Annotated in this window: 15 protein-coding genes; 5 read left to right on the plus strand and 10 right to left on the minus strand. The window is 63.9% G+C overall.

Annotated elements, in window-relative coordinates:
- The first annotated feature begins 36 nt into the window (after positions 1-36).
- Entirely contained in the window at positions 37-1914 is a 1878-nt protein-coding gene (locus BLQ85_RS00385; protein WP_074574106.1) for a PAS domain-containing hybrid sensor histidine kinase/response regulator, read from the plus strand.
- A gap of 13 nt (positions 1915-1927) precedes the next feature.
- On the opposite strand, the gene BLQ85_RS00390 is transcribed toward BLQ85_RS00385, so the two are convergent.
- Positions 1928-2167, minus strand: coding sequence for a hypothetical protein (locus BLQ85_RS00390; RefSeq protein WP_074574107.1), 240 nt, complete (start codon positions 2165-2167; stop codon positions 1928-1930).
- A gap of 322 nt (positions 2168-2489) precedes the next feature.
- Between BLQ85_RS00390 and BLQ85_RS00395 the strand changes: the two genes are divergently transcribed.
- Complete coding sequence (locus BLQ85_RS00395; protein WP_074574108.1) at positions 2490-2798, plus strand: hypothetical protein; 309 nt, start codon at positions 2490-2492, stop codon at positions 2796-2798.
- 115 nt (positions 2799-2913) lie between these two features.
- On the plus strand, positions 2914-3276 hold the full coding sequence (locus BLQ85_RS00400; RefSeq protein WP_074574109.1) for a hypothetical protein: 363 nt from the start codon (positions 2914-2916) through the stop codon (positions 3274-3276).
- Between the two features lie 19 nt (positions 3277-3295).
- Here BLQ85_RS00400 and fabG read toward each other — a convergent pair whose 3' ends face one another.
- From fabG to BLQ85_RS00415, 3 genes are read right to left on the minus strand one after another with little or no spacing between them, the layout of a single operon-like run.
- Positions 3296-4039: a 3-oxoacyl-[acyl-carrier-protein] reductase gene (gene fabG / locus BLQ85_RS00405; protein WP_074574110.1), complete on the minus strand. Its 744-nt coding sequence runs from the start codon at positions 4037-4039 to the stop codon at positions 3296-3298.
- A 42-nt stretch (positions 4040-4081) separates the two neighbouring features.
- Positions 4082-6229, minus strand: coding sequence for a 3-hydroxyacyl-CoA dehydrogenase NAD-binding domain-containing protein (locus BLQ85_RS00410; protein ID WP_074574111.1), 2148 nt, complete (start codon positions 6227-6229; stop codon positions 4082-4084).
- A gap of 4 nt (positions 6230-6233) precedes the next feature.
- Entirely contained in the window at positions 6234-7442 is a 1209-nt protein-coding gene (locus tag BLQ85_RS00415) for an acetyl-CoA C-acetyltransferase (RefSeq protein WP_074574112.1), read from the minus strand.
- A gap of 123 nt (positions 7443-7565) precedes the next feature.
- Between BLQ85_RS00415 and BLQ85_RS00420 the strand changes: the two genes are divergently transcribed.
- Complete coding sequence (locus tag BLQ85_RS00420; RefSeq protein WP_074574113.1) at positions 7566-8729, plus strand: acyl-CoA dehydrogenase family protein; 1164 nt, start codon at positions 7566-7568, stop codon at positions 8727-8729.
- A gap of 87 nt (positions 8730-8816) precedes the next feature.
- On the opposite strand, the gene BLQ85_RS00425 is transcribed toward BLQ85_RS00420, so the two are convergent.
- Both BLQ85_RS00425 and BLQ85_RS00430 read right to left on the minus strand, forming a co-directional pair.
- Positions 8817-9860 (minus strand): OmpA family protein, encoded by a 1044-nt coding sequence (locus tag BLQ85_RS00425; protein ID WP_074574114.1) that lies wholly within the window; start codon positions 9858-9860, stop codon positions 8817-8819.
- 204 nt (positions 9861-10064) lie between these two features.
- Positions 10065-10469: a GFA family protein gene (locus BLQ85_RS00430; RefSeq protein ID WP_074574115.1), complete on the minus strand. Its 405-nt coding sequence runs from the start codon at positions 10467-10469 to the stop codon at positions 10065-10067.
- Positions 10470-10537: 68 nt separating this feature from the next.
- Here BLQ85_RS00430 and BLQ85_RS00435 point away from each other — a divergent pair, with 68 nt between their 5' ends.
- A complete protein-coding gene (locus BLQ85_RS00435; RefSeq protein ID WP_083336676.1) occupies positions 10538-11065 on the plus strand; it encodes a MarR family winged helix-turn-helix transcriptional regulator in 528 nt (175 codons plus the stop codon).
- 22 nt (positions 11066-11087) lie between these two features.
- Here BLQ85_RS00435 and BLQ85_RS24500 read toward each other — a convergent pair whose 3' ends face one another.
- From BLQ85_RS24500 to BLQ85_RS00450, 4 genes are all read right to left on the minus strand, one after another.
- Entirely contained in the window at positions 11088-11258 is a 171-nt protein-coding gene (locus tag BLQ85_RS24500; RefSeq protein ID WP_175456022.1) for a hypothetical protein, read from the minus strand.
- A gap of 164 nt (positions 11259-11422) precedes the next feature.
- Positions 11423-12613, minus strand: a complete 1191-nt coding sequence (locus tag BLQ85_RS00440; RefSeq protein ID WP_074574117.1) for an ROK family protein — start codon at positions 12611-12613, stop codon at positions 11423-11425.
- Positions 12614-12629: 16 nt separating this feature from the next.
- Positions 12630-13418 (minus strand): ATP-binding cassette domain-containing protein, encoded by a 789-nt coding sequence (locus tag BLQ85_RS00445; protein ID WP_074574118.1) that lies wholly within the window; start codon positions 13416-13418, stop codon positions 12630-12632.
- 1 nt (position 13419) lies between these two features.
- The gene (locus BLQ85_RS00450; protein WP_074574119.1) at positions 13420-14607 is read right to left on the minus strand and encodes a sugar ABC transporter permease; all 1188 of its coding nucleotides are present in this window, start codon (positions 14605-14607) and stop codon (positions 13420-13422) included.
- Between the last annotated feature and the right edge of the window lie 2 nt (positions 14608-14609).

A 14609-nucleotide genomic window follows, 5' to 3' on the forward strand; every position in this document is an offset into this window, starting at 1 on the left:
TCGCGCGCCGCTAGCCAAGGCGGGAGATTGGGTGTCGTGAGCCAGCATACCGTCCTGCCCGTGGATTCCGTCAGCATCGAACGCTTTCGCCTGCTGGTCGATTCCGTGGTGGACTACGGGATCTTCATGCTGGATCCGGACGGCCATGTGGTGTCATGGAATGCCGGCGCAACCCGCATCAAGGGCTATACCGCCGATGAGGTGATAGGGCGGCATTTCTCCATGTTTTACACGGACGAGGCACGGGCCACCGGCTGGCCCCAGCAGGAACTGGCCTTCGCCAAAAAACGGGGGCGCTTCGAGGACGAGGGCTGGAGGGTGCGCAAGGACGGCTCGCGCTTCTGGGCCAATGTGGTCATCACCGCGCTGACCGACCCGGACGGGACCCATGCAGGATTCGCCAAGGTGACCCGTGACCTCAGCGAAAGGCGCAGGCAGGAGCAGGCCCTGCGCGAAAGCGAAGAACGGCTGCGCCTGATGGTGGAGGGCGTGCAGGACTATGCGATCTTCATGCTGGACCCCGAGGGCATCATCCAGAGCTGGAACACCGGCGCGCAGATCCTCAAGGGCTATACCGCCGCCGAAGCCATAGGCCGGCACTTCCGCATGTTTTACCGGCCCGAGGAACTGGCGCTGGGCATGCCCGAGAACGAGCTGCGGACGGCGCTGGAAAAAGGCCGCGCCGAAGAGGAGGGCTGGCGCGTGCGCAAGGACGGCACCCGGTTCTGGGCCAATGTGGTCATCACGGCCATCCGCGATGCCGAAGGGCAGTTGCGCGGCTTCGCCAAGATCACCCGCGACATGTCCGAGCGCCGGCAGCTCGAGGAACTGGAGCGCTCCAGCCGGCGCATGAATGAATTCCTGGCCATGCTCGCGCATGAGCTGCGCAACCCGCTGGCACCCATACGGAATGCCGTCACCGTGCTGCAGCTCGAGCCCGCGCCCAGCCCGGTCGTCAAAAACAGCCGCGAGATGATAGACCGCCAGTTGACCCATATGACGCGGCTTGTCGACGACCTGCTGGACGTCGGGCGCCTGAGCACGGGCAAGATACGGCTCAAAAAAGAAACCGTGCTCTACAACCAGGTCCTGAGCCGGGCCGCGGAGGCCATGCGGCCCATGATGGACGCCAGGCACCACACTTTTTCCCTGGAGCTGCCGCAGGATGACGTCTATGTGGACGCCGACAGCATACGGCTGACCCAGGTGATCCAGAACCTTTTGACCAACGCGGCCAAGTACACGCCGGCGGGCGGGCGTATCACGCTGCGCTGCTGGACGGAAGATACCCAGATATGGACCGAGGTGTCAGACACCGGGCTGGGCCTTACCAGGACCGCGATCCAGGAGATTTTTGAATTGTTTTCCCAGGGCGACATGCAGTCGGCCGCCAAGGAAAGCGGGCTGGGCATAGGCTTGACGCTGGCCAAGTCGCTGGTGGAAATGCACGGCGGCGTGCTCAGCGCCGAGAGCGAGGGCCCCGAAAGGGGAAGCCGCTTCAAGTTTTCAATTCCCGGGGCCAGTGTAGGCAAGCCGGTGACGGCCGATGAGCCCGCAAAAAAATTCCTGGTCGTTGACGATAACCGGGACGCGGCCGACAGCCTCGCGGAAGTGCTCCGGCTGCTGGGGCATTCGGCCAAGGTCGCTTACAACGGGCCCGACGCGCTGGAGATCGCAAAAACCTACAGGGCGGACGCCGCGCTGGTCGATATCGGCATGCCGGGCATGAATGGCTTTGAAGTCGCCAGCGAGCTGCGCGGCTTGCCGTACGGCCCCGGCATACTCATTGCGGCCATTACCGGTTACGGCCATGAGGACGACAAGAGCCGGACCTTGGCCGGCGGTTTTGACTGCCACCTGGTCAAGCCGGTCGATTTCCCGGCCCTGGAAGACCTGATCCAGCGCCTGGACTGAGCCGGCAAAGCGCCTAGCGGGGCAGGGGCACGTCCGCCAGCAGCCTGCCCATTGCCTGCTCGAATGCGGCGTCTTCCCTGCATTGCTCGATTTCCGCGGCCGTTGGCGCGGGGCCGGTACCTTGCCGGTCTGCGGCCATCTTCGCCGCCAGGCTGTTGCGGCGCTGCTCACGCGCGGCACTGTCGGCGTGCCGGGTTTTCTCGAGGGCGGCATCCCCGGAAAGGGGCAAACGGGTGGGCAGAACGGCGGGCATGTGTTTCCTTGGGTATTGACTGAATACTGACAGGTCGGAACCCGGCGCGCCATGTCATTTTGCACAGCTTGAGTGAGTAGTTTCCCGAGAGGCCGACGCGAGGCTCCTGGATGCGGAATATGTCACGGGGCCGGCCACCATCACTTTTCGGGCCGTTTCGGATTAAGCCGTCGGCGGCCCGGCTTCGGTTTCGAAGCAAAAACAGGAACTAATTTCGGTGAAAAATTCCGTTTCCTTCTGCGCCCTGTTGACGCGCCCTTGCCATAACGCATCATCCTGCCATCGCTGATCCACCCGCCTTGCAGGATTCACATCACAAGCCATGGGCACGTTCACTTCCCAGCCGGAACTTCCTGAAAAAGTGGCGCTCGCTTTTGTCGATGCCACGGCGGCGCGGTGGTCGATCCCACAAGTGGAGCTCTATGAAAAAGAGGCCCTGGTCATGGTGACGGTTGAAACGCTGGCATCAGACGGGAAGGACATCGATGTGGCCATCAAACAAGCCGTTGCGCGGGCGCTCAACAAACTGATCCCCCCTGACTCCGACCACAAGTTCGGTCTTTGGATGGTGGTCTTTTGTTGTGAAGGCCATGTCTACGACACGATTCATCCGAGTGAATTTAACGATTGAACGCAAACAGCATAAGGATGCAATTCGCAGATTGCACGCCTAGAATCGCTGGCATGATTGACCGAAGCTTCGGGTGCGGCGTGAATTCATGACAAGCTCAACGGCGCGAGGTCCAATGCGATCATCCCTCATTGCAATAGCCGTAGCGATCAGCGCGTTTACCACAGCATCGGCCACCAGCTCTATTTCATTCGAGGCGCAAGGCTATCTCCTGGATGTTGTCGTGGGCGACGACAGCCGGCCATCCATAGCTGCCCTCAGCTTTGCGATGCCCGGCGGCAACCAAAGCGTGGTGATTCCCATGCAGCACATAAAAGTCGAAGCCTTCGATACGCAACAACAGGTCTTGTTGCTCCGGTTCATCAACCCTGGAGATTCGACGCTTCCAAAGGACTTTATTCTGAGTGTCAGGAACGATGCCGGTGTGCTGACAATCGGCGGCAAGTCAATTTCAGGCCGTTTCTCCTGGGGCATGTAGGGGGTTCCGGCGCTCTGGCCTAAACCGACATTCCCCCAGATACCTCAATCACCGCCCCATTGACATAACTGGCCTCGTCGCTCGCGAGGAAGGCGTAGACATTGGCAATCTCCTCGGGCCGGCCCAGGCGCTTGAGCGGCACATGGGCTTCCATTTCCTTGAGGACTTTTTCGGGGATGGTGTCCAGGATGTGTGTGGCGACAAAACCCGGCGCGACGGCGTTGACGCGCACGCCCTTAGGGCCCAGTTCGCGGCTCCAGGTTTTGGTGAAGCCGATCACGCCGAATTTGCTGGCGGCATAGTTGGTCTGGCCGAAGTTGCCGTAGATGCCGACGACGGAGCTGGCGTTGAGGATCACGCCGCTGCCCTGGGCCACCATGGTGTCGGCCACGGCTTGCGCGCAGTGAAAAACGCCGCGCAGGTTGACGTCTATGACTTTGTCGAATTGTTCCAGCGTCATTTTCTGCAGGCGGGCGTCCTGCGTGATGCCGGCGTTGTTGACCAGCACGTCGATGCGGCCGAACTGGTCTTTGACCTTGCCGACCACGGCGTCGACCATGGCGCGCTGGGTCACGTCCATCACAAATCCCGCGGCCTGGGCGCCCAGGGCCTGGCATTGTTTGACGGCGTCGTCGACGCCGGCCTGCTTGACGTCGCAGACGATGACGGTGGCGCCTTCTGTCGCGAACTTGAGGGCGGTGGCCAGGCCTATGCCCTGGGCGGCGCCGGTGATGAGGCTGATCTTGTTCTGGAGTCTTGGCATGAAATGGTCGGGTGAGGTGAATGAAAAAAGAAAGGGTGCCGTTCAGTACACCGGCTGGTGTTTGCGGATCGCATCCTTGACGGTATCGGCCAGCACAAAGCCGGGCCCGAATTTGCCGGCCAGCTCTGCGCAGCGCGCGATGAAGGCGTCCACTCCCATGCCATAGATGAATTGCATCGCGCCGCCCGTCCAGGCTGGGAAGCCTATGCCGAAGATGGAGCCTATGTTGGCGTCGTGTACGGTGGTCAGCACGCCTTCGCTGAGGCAGCGGGCAGTCTCCACGGCCTGGCGGCAGAGCAGGCGGTCCTTGAGTTCCTGGATGTCCCAGGCCACGCCGGGTTTTTCGAACAGGGGTTTGAGTTCGGGCCACAGCTGTTTTTTCGCGCCGGACTCGCTGGGGTAGTCGTAAAAGCCGCCGCCGGCCGCGCGGCCCGGGCGCTTCAATTCCTTCACCATGCGTTCGACCAGCAGTTCGCCGGGCGTCGCCGTGTAGGTCTTGCCTTCGGCCGTGAAGTCGGTGCGGGTCTGGTCCAGCACATGCACGCTCAGCGAGAGCGCGGTTTCATCGAGCACGGCCAGGGGCCCCACCGGCATGCCGGCCTGGATGCCGGCGTTCTCAATGGCGGCGGCGGGTATGCCTTCGCCCAGCATGGCCGCGCCTTCCATCACAAAGGTGCCGAAAGTACGGCTGGTGTAAAAGCCGCGCGAGTCGTTGACGACGATGGGGATCTTGCCCAGGGCCTGCACGTAGTCGAAGGCGCGGGCCACGGTTTCGTCGTCGGTTTGTTTGCCGCGGATGATCTCGACCAGCTTCATCTTGTCGACTGGGCTGAAGAAGTGGATGCCTATGAATTTCTCGGGCCGGTCGCTGGCCGTGGCCAGGCTGGAAATCGGCAGGGTGGAGGTGTTGGAGGCAAAAAAGCCGCCGGGTGCGAGCAGGGGCTCGGCCTCCTGCGTGACCTTGGCCTTGAGGTCGCGGCGCTCGAACACGGCTTCGATGATGAGCTCGCAGCCGGCCAGGTCGGCGGCCTGGCCGGTGGCGGTGATGCGCGCCAGCAGGGCGCTTTGTTCGGCGGCCGTCATGCGGCCTTTTTCGACGCGGGGCGCGGTGATCTTGCTGCTGTAGGCTTTGCCGGCCTCGGCCTTCTCCTGGCTGACGTCCTTGAGCACGGTGCTGATGCCCCGGCTGGCTTGCGCATAGGCGATGCCCGCGCCCATCATGCCGGCGCCCAGGATGCCGACCTTGTTGGGCCTGAACTTCGGCATCCGGGGCGGGCGCGACTGCCCGCTCTTGATGGCGTTCATGTTGAAGAAGAAGGTGTTGATCATGGCCTTGGCGTTGCTGCCGGTCATGAGCCTGGCGAGGTAGCGGCTTTCGATGCGCAAAGCGGTTTCCAGGTCCACCTGCGCGCCTTCGACCATGCAGGCCAGGATGGCTTCGGGCGCGGGGTAGAGGCCGCGTGTCTGCTTTTTGAGCATGGCGGGCGCGACGCTGAGGGCCGCGGCGATCTTGGGATTGGCCGGGGTGCCGCCGGGGATTTTGTAGTCTTTCGCTTCCCAGGGGTGTTGCGCCTGGGGGTTGGCGGCCAGCCAGGCCAGGGCCTTGGCGTGCAGCTCGCCCGGGTCGGCCACCAGCTCATGCACCAGGCCCAGCTCCAGCGCCTGGCGCGGGCTGAAGGTTTTGCCTTCGACCAGGTAGGGCTGCGCGCCCATCAGGCCCAGGTGGCGCGTCATCTTGGTCACGCCGCTGGCGCCGGGCAGCAGGCCCAGGGTCACCTCGGGCAGGCCGAACTGGGTCTTGGGGTCGTCCACCGCCACGCGGTAGTGTCCGACCAGCGCGACCTCCCAGCCGCCGCCCAGCGCCGTGCCGTTGAGACAGCTGGCCACGGGAATGCCCAGGGTCTCCAGGGTGCGGAAGTTTTTCTTGACGCGTTCGACTTCGGCATAGGCCTTGGGCGCGTCGGCCGGCGTGAGGCGCATGACCGCCTTGAGGTCGGCACCGGCAAAAAAAGTGGATTTGGCCGACGCCAGGATGATGCCCTTGAGCAACGCCTTGTCTTTCACCACCTGGGCGGTGACTTCGCCGAGGTCCTCCTGCCACTGCAGGCACATGGTGTTGACGGGGGAGTTGGGCTCGTCAAAGGTGATGGTGGCGATGCCGTCATCAATCTGGTATTTGATGGTCTTCATGGCTTCAGACCCTTTCCACAATGGTCGCGATGCCCATGCCGCCGCCCACACACAGCGTGGCCAGGCCGTAGCGCAGCTTGCGCCTGTGCAGCTCGTCGACCAGCGTGCCCAGGATCATCGCACCGGTGGCGCCCAGCGGGTGGCCCATGGCAATCGCGCCGCCGTTCACATTGACCTTGTCGTGCGGCACCTTCATTTCCTTCATGAAACGCATCACCACGGCGGCGAAGGCCTCGTTGACCTCGAACAAATCGATCTGGTCCACCGTGAGGCCGGCCTTGGCCAGGGCCTTGCGTGTGGCCGGCATGGGCCCGGTCAGCATGATGGTCGGGTCGGCGCCGCTGAGCGCTGCGGCCACGATGCGGGCGCGCGGCTTCAGGCCGTGGGTTTTGCCGGCGGCTTCGGAGCCCACCAGCACGGCCGCCGCGCCGTCGACGATGCCGGACGAATTGCCGGCATGGTGCACATGCTGTATGCGTGCGACCTGTGGGTAACGCTGCAGGGCCACGGCGTCAAAGCCCATGGCGCCCAACTGGTCGAAGGCGGGCTTGAGCGAGGCCAGGCCTTCGAGCGTGGTCTGCGGCTTGATGAATTCGTCCTCGCCCAGGATGGTCTGGCCCAGGAAATCCTTGACCGGCACGATGGAGTCGGCGAAGTAGCCGGCGGCGCGGGCTCTGGCGGCGCGCTGCTGGCTTTCGAGCGCGAAGGCGTCCACGTCGGCGCGGCTGAAGCCTTCGAGCGTGGCGATCAGGTCGGCGCCTATGCCTTGCGGCACAAACAACGTGGCGCTGTTGGTTTCGGGGTCTTGCGCCCAGGCGCCGCCGTCGGCGCCAATCGGCACGCGGCTCATGCTTTCGACACCACCGGCCACCACCAGCTCTTCCCAGCCGGAGCGCACTTTCTGCGCGGCCAGGTTGACGGCCTCCAGGCCCGAGGCGCAAAAGCGGTTGATTTGCACACCGGAGGCGCGGAAGTCCCATCCGGCCTTGAGCGCGGCCACCTTGGCGATGACGGCGCCTTGCTCGCCCACGGGCGAGACCACGCCCATGACCACGTCGTCGACGGCGGCGGTGTCAAAGCCGTTGCGCTTTTGCAAATCCGCTAGCACGCCGGCCAGCAGGTTGACGGGCTTGACCTCATGCAGGCTGCCGTCTTTTTTGCCCTTGCCGCGCGGCGTGCGGACGGCGTCGTAGATAAAGGCTTCGATACTCATGGATTTTTCCTCGGGGGAGGGCAGGGATGATTCGGAGGCGGACGGGGCGCCTCATGCAGTATATTCATTTCACAAAGCAGACGCTTTGTATAAATACTCCAGGTTTTCCCCACAGGTGACACCATGATCGAACGCAGCCTCTTCAGCTCCGACCACGAAGCCTTTCGTGACGCCTTCCGCCGCTTTATGGACAAGGAAATCGCGCCCTTTCACGAGCAATGGGAAGAGCAGGGGTATGTGGACCGCAAGGTCTGGAACAAGGCCGGCGAGAACGGTTTTTTGTGCATGACCATGCCCGAGGAATACGGTGGGGCGGGCGCCGACAAGCTGTATTCGGTGGTTCAGATGGAGGAACTGGGCCGCGGCGGCTTTACCGGCATCGGCTACAGCCTGCACAGCGAGATCGTCGCGCCTTACATCCTTCACTACGGCACGCAAGCCCAGAAAAAGAAATACCTGCCCAAACTGGCCAGCGGCGAGATGGTGGGCGCCATCGCGATGAGTGAGCCGGCCGCCGGCTCGGACCTGCAGGGCGTAAAGACCACGGCGCTCAAGCAGCCCGACGGCAGCTATCGGCTCAACGGCAGCAAGACCTTTATCACCAACGGCTGGCATGCCGACCTGGTCATTGTGGTGGCCAAGACCGATCCGGCCGCCGGCGCCAAGGGCACCAGCCTGGTGCTGGTGGAGCGCGGCATGCCGGGCTTTGAAACCGGCAAGCGCCTCAAGAAGCTGGGCATGAAGGCGCAGGACACCTCGGAGCTGTTCTTCACGGACGTCAAGGTGCCGGCCGAAAACCTGCTGGGCGGCCAGGCGCATGAGAACCGCGGCTTTATCTGCCTGATGGAGCAACTGCCCTGGGAGCGCATGCAGATTGCCATCACGGCCGTGGCCTCGGCCCAGGCCGCGATTGACTGGACGCTGGCCTACGTGAAGGAACGCAAGGTCTTCGGCCAGCCGGTGGCCAGCTACCAGAACACGCGCTATACCCTGGCCGAACTGCAGACCGAGGTGCAGGTGGCGCGCGTGTTTGTCGACAAATGCGCGGAGCTGGTGGCGCAGGACAAGCTGGACACCGCGACCGCCAGCATGGCCAAGTACTGGTGCACCGAGCTGCAGTGCAAGGTCATGGACGAATGTGTGCAGCTCTTCGGCGGCTACGGTTATATGTGGGAATACCCGATCACGCGCGCCTATGCCGACGCGCGCGTGCAGCGCATTTACGGCGGCACGAATGAAATCATGAAGGAAGTGATTTCACGGGCCATGGGCCTGGGCGCGAAATAGGCGTTCGCGCGCAAGCCCCAGGTTCGCGCAGCACGAAAAAGCAAAAACCGGCAGGCGCCGGCTTTTGCCAAGGGTGTGGCGCGACCTTTAGTTGACGCGGCGCTCGATGACGATTTCCTCGACTTCCACGCGGCGGTTGGGCGCCAGGCAGGCAATCAGGTCCTTGAGCTTGCGGTCATGGCAGGTCACGACGGGGTTGCTTTCCCCTTTGCCGACGGCGGTCAGGCGGCCGGTGTTGACCCCTTTGCTACCCAGGTAGCTCTTCACCGCGTCCGCGCGGCGCTGCGACAGTTTAAGGTTGTAAGCGTCCGAGCCGATGCGGTCGGTATAGCCGGTCACGGTGATGTTGCCGTTGAAATTGCCGCCCATCAGGGTTTGCGCGATCTGGTCAAGCTTGGGTTGCGGGCTTGCCAGTTCGGCGCTGTCAAAGGCAAACAGTTCCGTGGCCGACAGCGTCACCTTCTCGAAGCGTGCCGGCGCCGGAGGAGGTGGTGGTGGCGGTGCGGTGACCGTTGGCTCGGGCGCCGGTGGCGGGGTGTACTGCGCGGTCACGGGACGCGCCGGCTTGTCGAAGTAGTAGCTCAGGCCGACATTCACGGTGTTGGTGTTGGCGTGGTCAAAGCCGAAGGTGTTGCCGCGAAGGTAGGTGCGGGTCCGCCTCAGGTCTGCCTGCATGAACCACTGGTCGGACAGCCCCAGCTGAAAGCCCAGGCCCAGGTTCAGATAGGGCGAAGTCTTGCTGGTGTTGGGCAATTTGTCCCGCTCGGCGCCTATGCCGGCCAGCAGGAAGGGCCTGAAATTGCTGCTGCGGTTGAATATGTACAACCCGTCGATGCCCAGCGTGTCCTGCTCAAAGCGCCGGCCGTTGTTGTTGGCGCGGGCTATGCTGCCGCCTATCTGCATGTCCCAGGAGGGGGACACCGCCTTGCCCAAACGCAGGCCAAGGCCGCTGAGGTTCTTGTTGCCGTTGAACCGCGAGTCCGGGTCTACCACGGTGACCTGCGGCATGATGTACCAGGACGGGTTGGGGATGTCGTACATCGAGGTCGTGGTTTGCGCCATCAGGGCGCCGGGACTGAGGCAGGCCAGCAGGGTCGCTGCGGCAAGGGGCGCGAGATGGTTGAGCTTCATGGTTTCTCCGGAAAAGGGCGGTTTAGGTGTTGGTTCTTACGCCCGGCGTTTGTTTGTCCGGGCGTGTTGCAACACTACGCTTGCAAATTCCGCCGTATGTGAGACGTGGCGACTAGATGTCATGAGACAGCGCCTACGTCGCATGGCATAACCCGCACGGCGCACAGCCGTGCCGGCTGTGCGGGCGGATTTTCTGCGCGGCTCTTACAGGTGCCGCGTTTCGGCGGGCTTGTTCCACCAGGCGTTGTTGCGACCGTCGGCGTAGTTGACCGGTGCGTTGATGAGTTCCTCTGGCTCGGCATTGTCCAGGGCGGCGATGTTGATGGACACGTAGTCGCCGCCGATCTGCTCGATGTAACCCCGGCCGAAAGGGCGCACGCCGCAGTGCTTGCAAAACAGGTGATGGCCGCTTTTGGTGCCGAACTGGTAGTCGCTCAGTTCGCTTTCGCCGGCGAGGAGCCGGAAGGCGTCGGGCTTGATGATGGCGCCCCAGTTACGGGTTTTGGTACAGATAGAGCAATTGCAGCGGCCCGTGCCCTTGCTGAGGTCGATGTCGGCTTCAAAGCGGACGGCGCCGCAGTGGCAGCTTCCGGTATAGGTTTTCAGCATGGTGGCATTCCTTTCAGGCGGGCAGGTTGATGTTGGTGGTGACGGGGTGAATATGACAGAATGTTGTCATGTCTGGAAGTATAGTTAAACGACAGCATGCTGTCAAATCGGTGGCCGCCACCGGGGAAGTCGAGCGCACGCCGGCGGCCAACACCCTGAGCTGGCTGGTGGTGCAGGTGATGCAGCTCAACGGCCTGCTGACGGCGGCCGGCGACGCGCTGGCGGCGCCTGCCGGGCAGACTTCGGCGCGCTGGCAGGTGCTGGCCGCGGTGGAGGATGCGCCGCTGTCGGTGGCGCAGATTGCGCGGGCCATGAATCTGACGCGGCAGAGTGTGCAGCGCGTGGCGGATTTGCTGGTGGAGGAGGGCTTCGCCGCCTATCAGGACAACCCGGCCCATGCGCGTGCCAAGCTGTTGCGGCTCATGCCCAAGGGCCGTAAAGCGCTGGGCACCATACAGTCAGGCCAGAAACGATGGGCCAATGCCCTGGCCGCGGGTATGAATGAAAGCCAGCTGCGTGCCGCGAGCGCCGTGCTGGCCCAGTTGCAACAGGCTTTGAGGGCGCAGGAAACCTTGCCGGAGTCCCCTCAGGAATAGCCGGGGACAGCCGTGCCCGCGCTTAAGACGGGTCTTTGCTGCGCGTGCGGCTGACGGCGCTGAAGATGCCTATGCCCAGGAAGATCAGCGCGCCTATGCCGATGTAAAGATGCGGCACGCCGGCTTCCACGGCGCCCCAGATGACACCGGCCAGGAAGATCACGAACCCGAGCATGTAAAGCGCAAAAGACATTTTTCTTCTCCAAAAAATGTTGTGCTTCCACTGTGTGTGCCGCGCAGGCGCGGCCTTATCGGGGAGATGCCCTGATGGCTGTCAGCCAAGGCCTACGGTCGATCTCGCGACACCGGCGATTCCCGCGCGCCGGGCTGCCGGGCGGTGTGCCGCTTGGCCACTTTTTACGCCGACACAGGCCTGCGCTGTGTGGAGGCCGGTTCGAGGCCCCGGCCCCGCCCTGGGCGGCCATTGCCCACAATGCGGCCGGACGGATGCATGGGGCGCAGGTACTGGTGCAGCACCAGGGCGGCGGCCCCCACCGCTGAAGCCAGCAGTCCGTAGCGCGCGACGCGCACCGTGGGAGCGCTGACGCCGGCATCGGTGGCGTAGTTTTGCAGCGTTTCCTGGGCAACCTTCACCATGTCGGGAAAACGCAGGCATGAGGAGCCGCCCACCACCAGCACGCTGGGGTCAAAGGTGGTCCACAGGTTCTGCAGCAGCACGCCCAGGTAGTGTCCCGACCGGCGGGCATCCGCCAGCTGGCCCAGGGCGCCCGAACCGATAAAGGCCTCCGCGCAGCCGCGCCGCCCGCAGGAGCAGGGGGGACCGCCCAGTTCCAGGACGCTGTGGCCGATCTCGCCGGCCATGCCCCGCATGCCGGTGAACAGCCTGTCGTTGAGAACGATGCCGGCGCCCACGCCCACATCGCAGCTCACAAAAATCAGCGAATCCTTGCCGTCGTTCTCCGAAAACTCGTACTCGCTCAGTGCGGCGGTGTCGGCTTCGTTTTGCACGTGCACCGGCACCGGGGGCAAGCCCGCCTGCGTCAGCGCCTGGGTGATCTGCGGCACAAAGTCCACGTTGCGCCAGCCAAGGTTGGGGGCAAAGCGCAACACGCCGGTGGTTTCGTCAAACGCGCCGGGCAGGCCTATGCCCACACCCGAGAGTTGCGCGCCGCGCGAGACCAGCTGCGCCTGGGCCATGACCACCAGGCCGGCGACCTGGCAGCAGACGTCTTCGGGCCGGGTGCTGCGCAAAGGCTCCTGCGTCGACCACAGCACCTTCCCCAGCAGGGACACGCTGGCCACACGCACGGTGTCGACCGCCACTTCCACACCGATCAGGCCGCGCGACTGGCCGTCGATCTGCAGGGGTGTGGAAGGCCGCCCCACGCCGTTGGAGGCGGCCATGCTGATTTCGCTGAGCCAGCCTTCATCAATCAGTTCGCGCACCAGCAGGCTGACGGTCGACTTGGTCAAGCCGCTGTGATTGGCCAGTTGCGCGCGCGAGCGGCTCGGCTGGTTGCGCAGCAGGCGCATCAACACGCTGCGATTGATACGCTTGACGAGTTGCTGGTCGCCTGTGGTTTTCATGGACGATGGCATGGTATCAGGCGCTACGGTGCGGGGCCTGCTCGCGCCCTGGCGGCGGCTTGCCGGCGATGATCATGCCGAGGATCTGGTCCTCGTCCAGGTCGGCCGTGCGGTAGGTGCCGACCAGGCGGCCGTTTTTCATCACCGAGACACGGTCGCTGAGCGAAAACACGTCGTGCATGTCGTGCGTGATCAGGAAAATGCCCACGCCTTCGGCCTTGAGCTGGAGCACCAGGTTGGCCACCATGGCGGACTCCTCCGGGCCCAGGGCGGCACAGGGCTCGTCCATGATCAGGATGCGGGCATTGAAATAAATGGCGCGCGAGATGGCCACCACCTGGCGCTGCCCGCCGGACAGGCGCCGCACCGGGGTGTGGATGTTGGTGAAGTTTTTATTCAGGCGGCCGAACACCTTGCGTGCCTGCGCCTCCATGAAGTAGTCGTCCAGCGTGTTCCAGGCCGTCATTTTTTCGCGGCCCAGGAAGAGGTTGGCCACGGCGTCCAGGTTGTCGGCCAGGGCCAGCGTCTGGTAGATGGTTTCTATGCCTTCCCGCTGCGCGTCGGCCGGGGTCCGCAGGTTCACTTTCTGTCCCATCACGTGGATCTCGCCCGAGTCGATGGGAAAGGCGCCCGCCAGCATTTTCATCAGGGTCGATTTGCCGGCGCCGTTGTGGCCCAGCACGGCGACCACTTCGCCCGCGTACAGGTTCAGGTTCACGCCGTCGACGGCGTGAACGCCGCCAAAGGCCTTGCGGATGTCCTTGAACTGGACCAGGGGTTCGTTGGAGGGTTGCAGGGTTGGCATGTCAGCTTTCCTGCGCCCATTTGCGGTAGAGCACGTCAAACACCACCGCCACAATCAGCACCTGCCCGATGATGACCATGCGTTTCCCGATGGAAACATCCAGCAGCAGCATGCCGCTGTCCAGCGACTGCATGATGAGCGCGCCCAGCACCGAGCCGATGATGGTGCCGCTACCGCCGGCCAGCGCGGTGCCGCCTATCACGGCGGCGGCGATCACGAACAGTTCCATGCCAGTGCCCAGCGAGTTGGTACCCGCGTTCAGGCGGGCCACCGAGACGATGGCCGCGATGGTGATGAGCACGCCGAGCAGGGCGAACAGCATGAGCGTGACCCGCTTGACCGGTATGCCGACCAGTATCGCGGCGTCGGGGTTGCCGCCCATGGCGTAGACGTAGCGGCCAAAACGGGTGCGCCGGGAGATGAAGGACATCAGCACCGCCACGCCCGCCCAGATGAGCACGGGTATCGGGATGCCTTGGGGCGCGTCCTTGTTGGTGACCTGGTAGTTGTTCATGGCCGCGGCAAATGCCGCCAGCAGGGCCACGGGCGCGGCCACCAGCAGAACGTCCACCCATACGGGCTGCTGGGGCATCCCGTGGCGTGCCGAGGCGCGGCGGCCCAGCACCCTGCGAACCACCAGCACCAGGCTGACGCAGGCGGTGAGGACCCAGGTGGCGGTCACCCCGATGCCGCCGTCATAGCCGCCGCCCAGCTGCAAAAAGAACTCGTCGCTGACCGGCTGGGTCTTGCCGTCGGCCACCAGGAAGGCCGCGCCGCGCAAGGACATCAAGCCCCCCAGCGTGACCACAAAAGACGGCACGCCCAGCATGGCCGTCAGCCATCCCTGGTACACCGATACCACGAGCGCCGCGGCCAGCCCGGCAAGCGACGCCGCCGGCCAGGACCATCCCAGGGTGTATTGAAGGTAGGCGATGAGCACGCCGACAAAACCGATCACCGAGCCGACCGACAGGTCAATGTGCCGCGCCACAATGATCAGCACCATGACGGTGGACACGATACCCACCACCGCAGTTTGCTGGGCGATGTTGTAGAGGTTTTCAGGCGACAGGAAAATGCCGCCCGACAGGACCTGGAACACACCCGCCAGGACGGCGAGCACGGCTCCCATGAAGACCAGCCGCCAGTCAATGGCGGTGTCGCGCGGGATTCGAAAAGGCAATTGCATGG

Origin of the sequence: Polaromonas sp. JS666 (assembly GCF_900103405.1) — a bacterium.
In the GTDB taxonomy this organism is placed as follows: Bacteria; Pseudomonadota; Gammaproteobacteria; order Burkholderiales; family Burkholderiaceae_C; genus Polaromonas.

Bases quoted from the DNA above. Each gene is read 5' to 3' on its own strand.
- BLQ85_RS00390 (WP_074574107.1), bottom strand. From the start codon at position 2,167: ATGCCCGCCGTTCTGCCCACCCGTTTGCCCCTTTCCGGGGATGCCGCC.
- BLQ85_RS00395 (WP_074574108.1), top strand. From the start codon at position 2,490: ATGGGCACGTTCACTTCCCAGCCGGAACTTCCTGAAAAAGTGGCGCTC.
- BLQ85_RS00400 (WP_074574109.1), top strand. From the start codon at position 2,914: ATGCGATCATCCCTCATTGCAATAGCCGTAGCGATCAGCGCGTTTACC.
- fabG (WP_074574110.1), bottom strand. From the start codon at position 4,039: ATGCCAAGACTCCAGAACAAGATCAGCCTCATCACCGGCGCCGCCCAG.
- BLQ85_RS00410 (WP_074574111.1), bottom strand. From the start codon at position 6,229: ATGAAGACCATCAAATACCAGATTGATGACGGCATCGCCACCATCACC.
- BLQ85_RS00415 (WP_074574112.1), bottom strand. From the start codon at position 7,442: ATGAGTATCGAAGCCTTTATCTACGACGCCGTCCGCACGCCGCGCGGC.
- BLQ85_RS00420 (WP_074574113.1), top strand. From the start codon at position 7,566: ATGATCGAACGCAGCCTCTTCAGCTCCGACCACGAAGCCTTTCGTGAC.
- BLQ85_RS00425 (WP_074574114.1), bottom strand. From the start codon at position 9,860: ATGAAGCTCAACCATCTCGCGCCCCTTGCCGCAGCGACCCTGCTGGCC.
- BLQ85_RS00430 (WP_074574115.1), bottom strand. From the start codon at position 10,469: ATGCTGAAAACCTATACCGGAAGCTGCCACTGCGGCGCCGTCCGCTTT.
- BLQ85_RS00435 (WP_083336676.1), top strand. From the start codon at position 10,538: ATGTCTGGAAGTATAGTTAAACGACAGCATGCTGTCAAATCGGTGGCC.
- BLQ85_RS24500 (WP_175456022.1), bottom strand. From the start codon at position 11,258: ATGTCTTTTGCGCTTTACATGCTCGGGTTCGTGATCTTCCTGGCCGGT.
- BLQ85_RS00440 (WP_074574117.1), bottom strand. From the start codon at position 12,613: ATGAAAACCACAGGCGACCAGCAACTCGTCAAGCGTATCAATCGCAGC.
- BLQ85_RS00445 (WP_074574118.1), bottom strand. From the start codon at position 13,418: ATGCCAACCCTGCAACCCTCCAACGAACCCCTGGTCCAGTTCAAGGAC.
- BLQ85_RS00450 (WP_074574119.1), bottom strand. From the start codon at position 14,607: ATGCAATTGCCTTTTCGAATCCCGCGCGACACCGCCATTGACTGGCGG.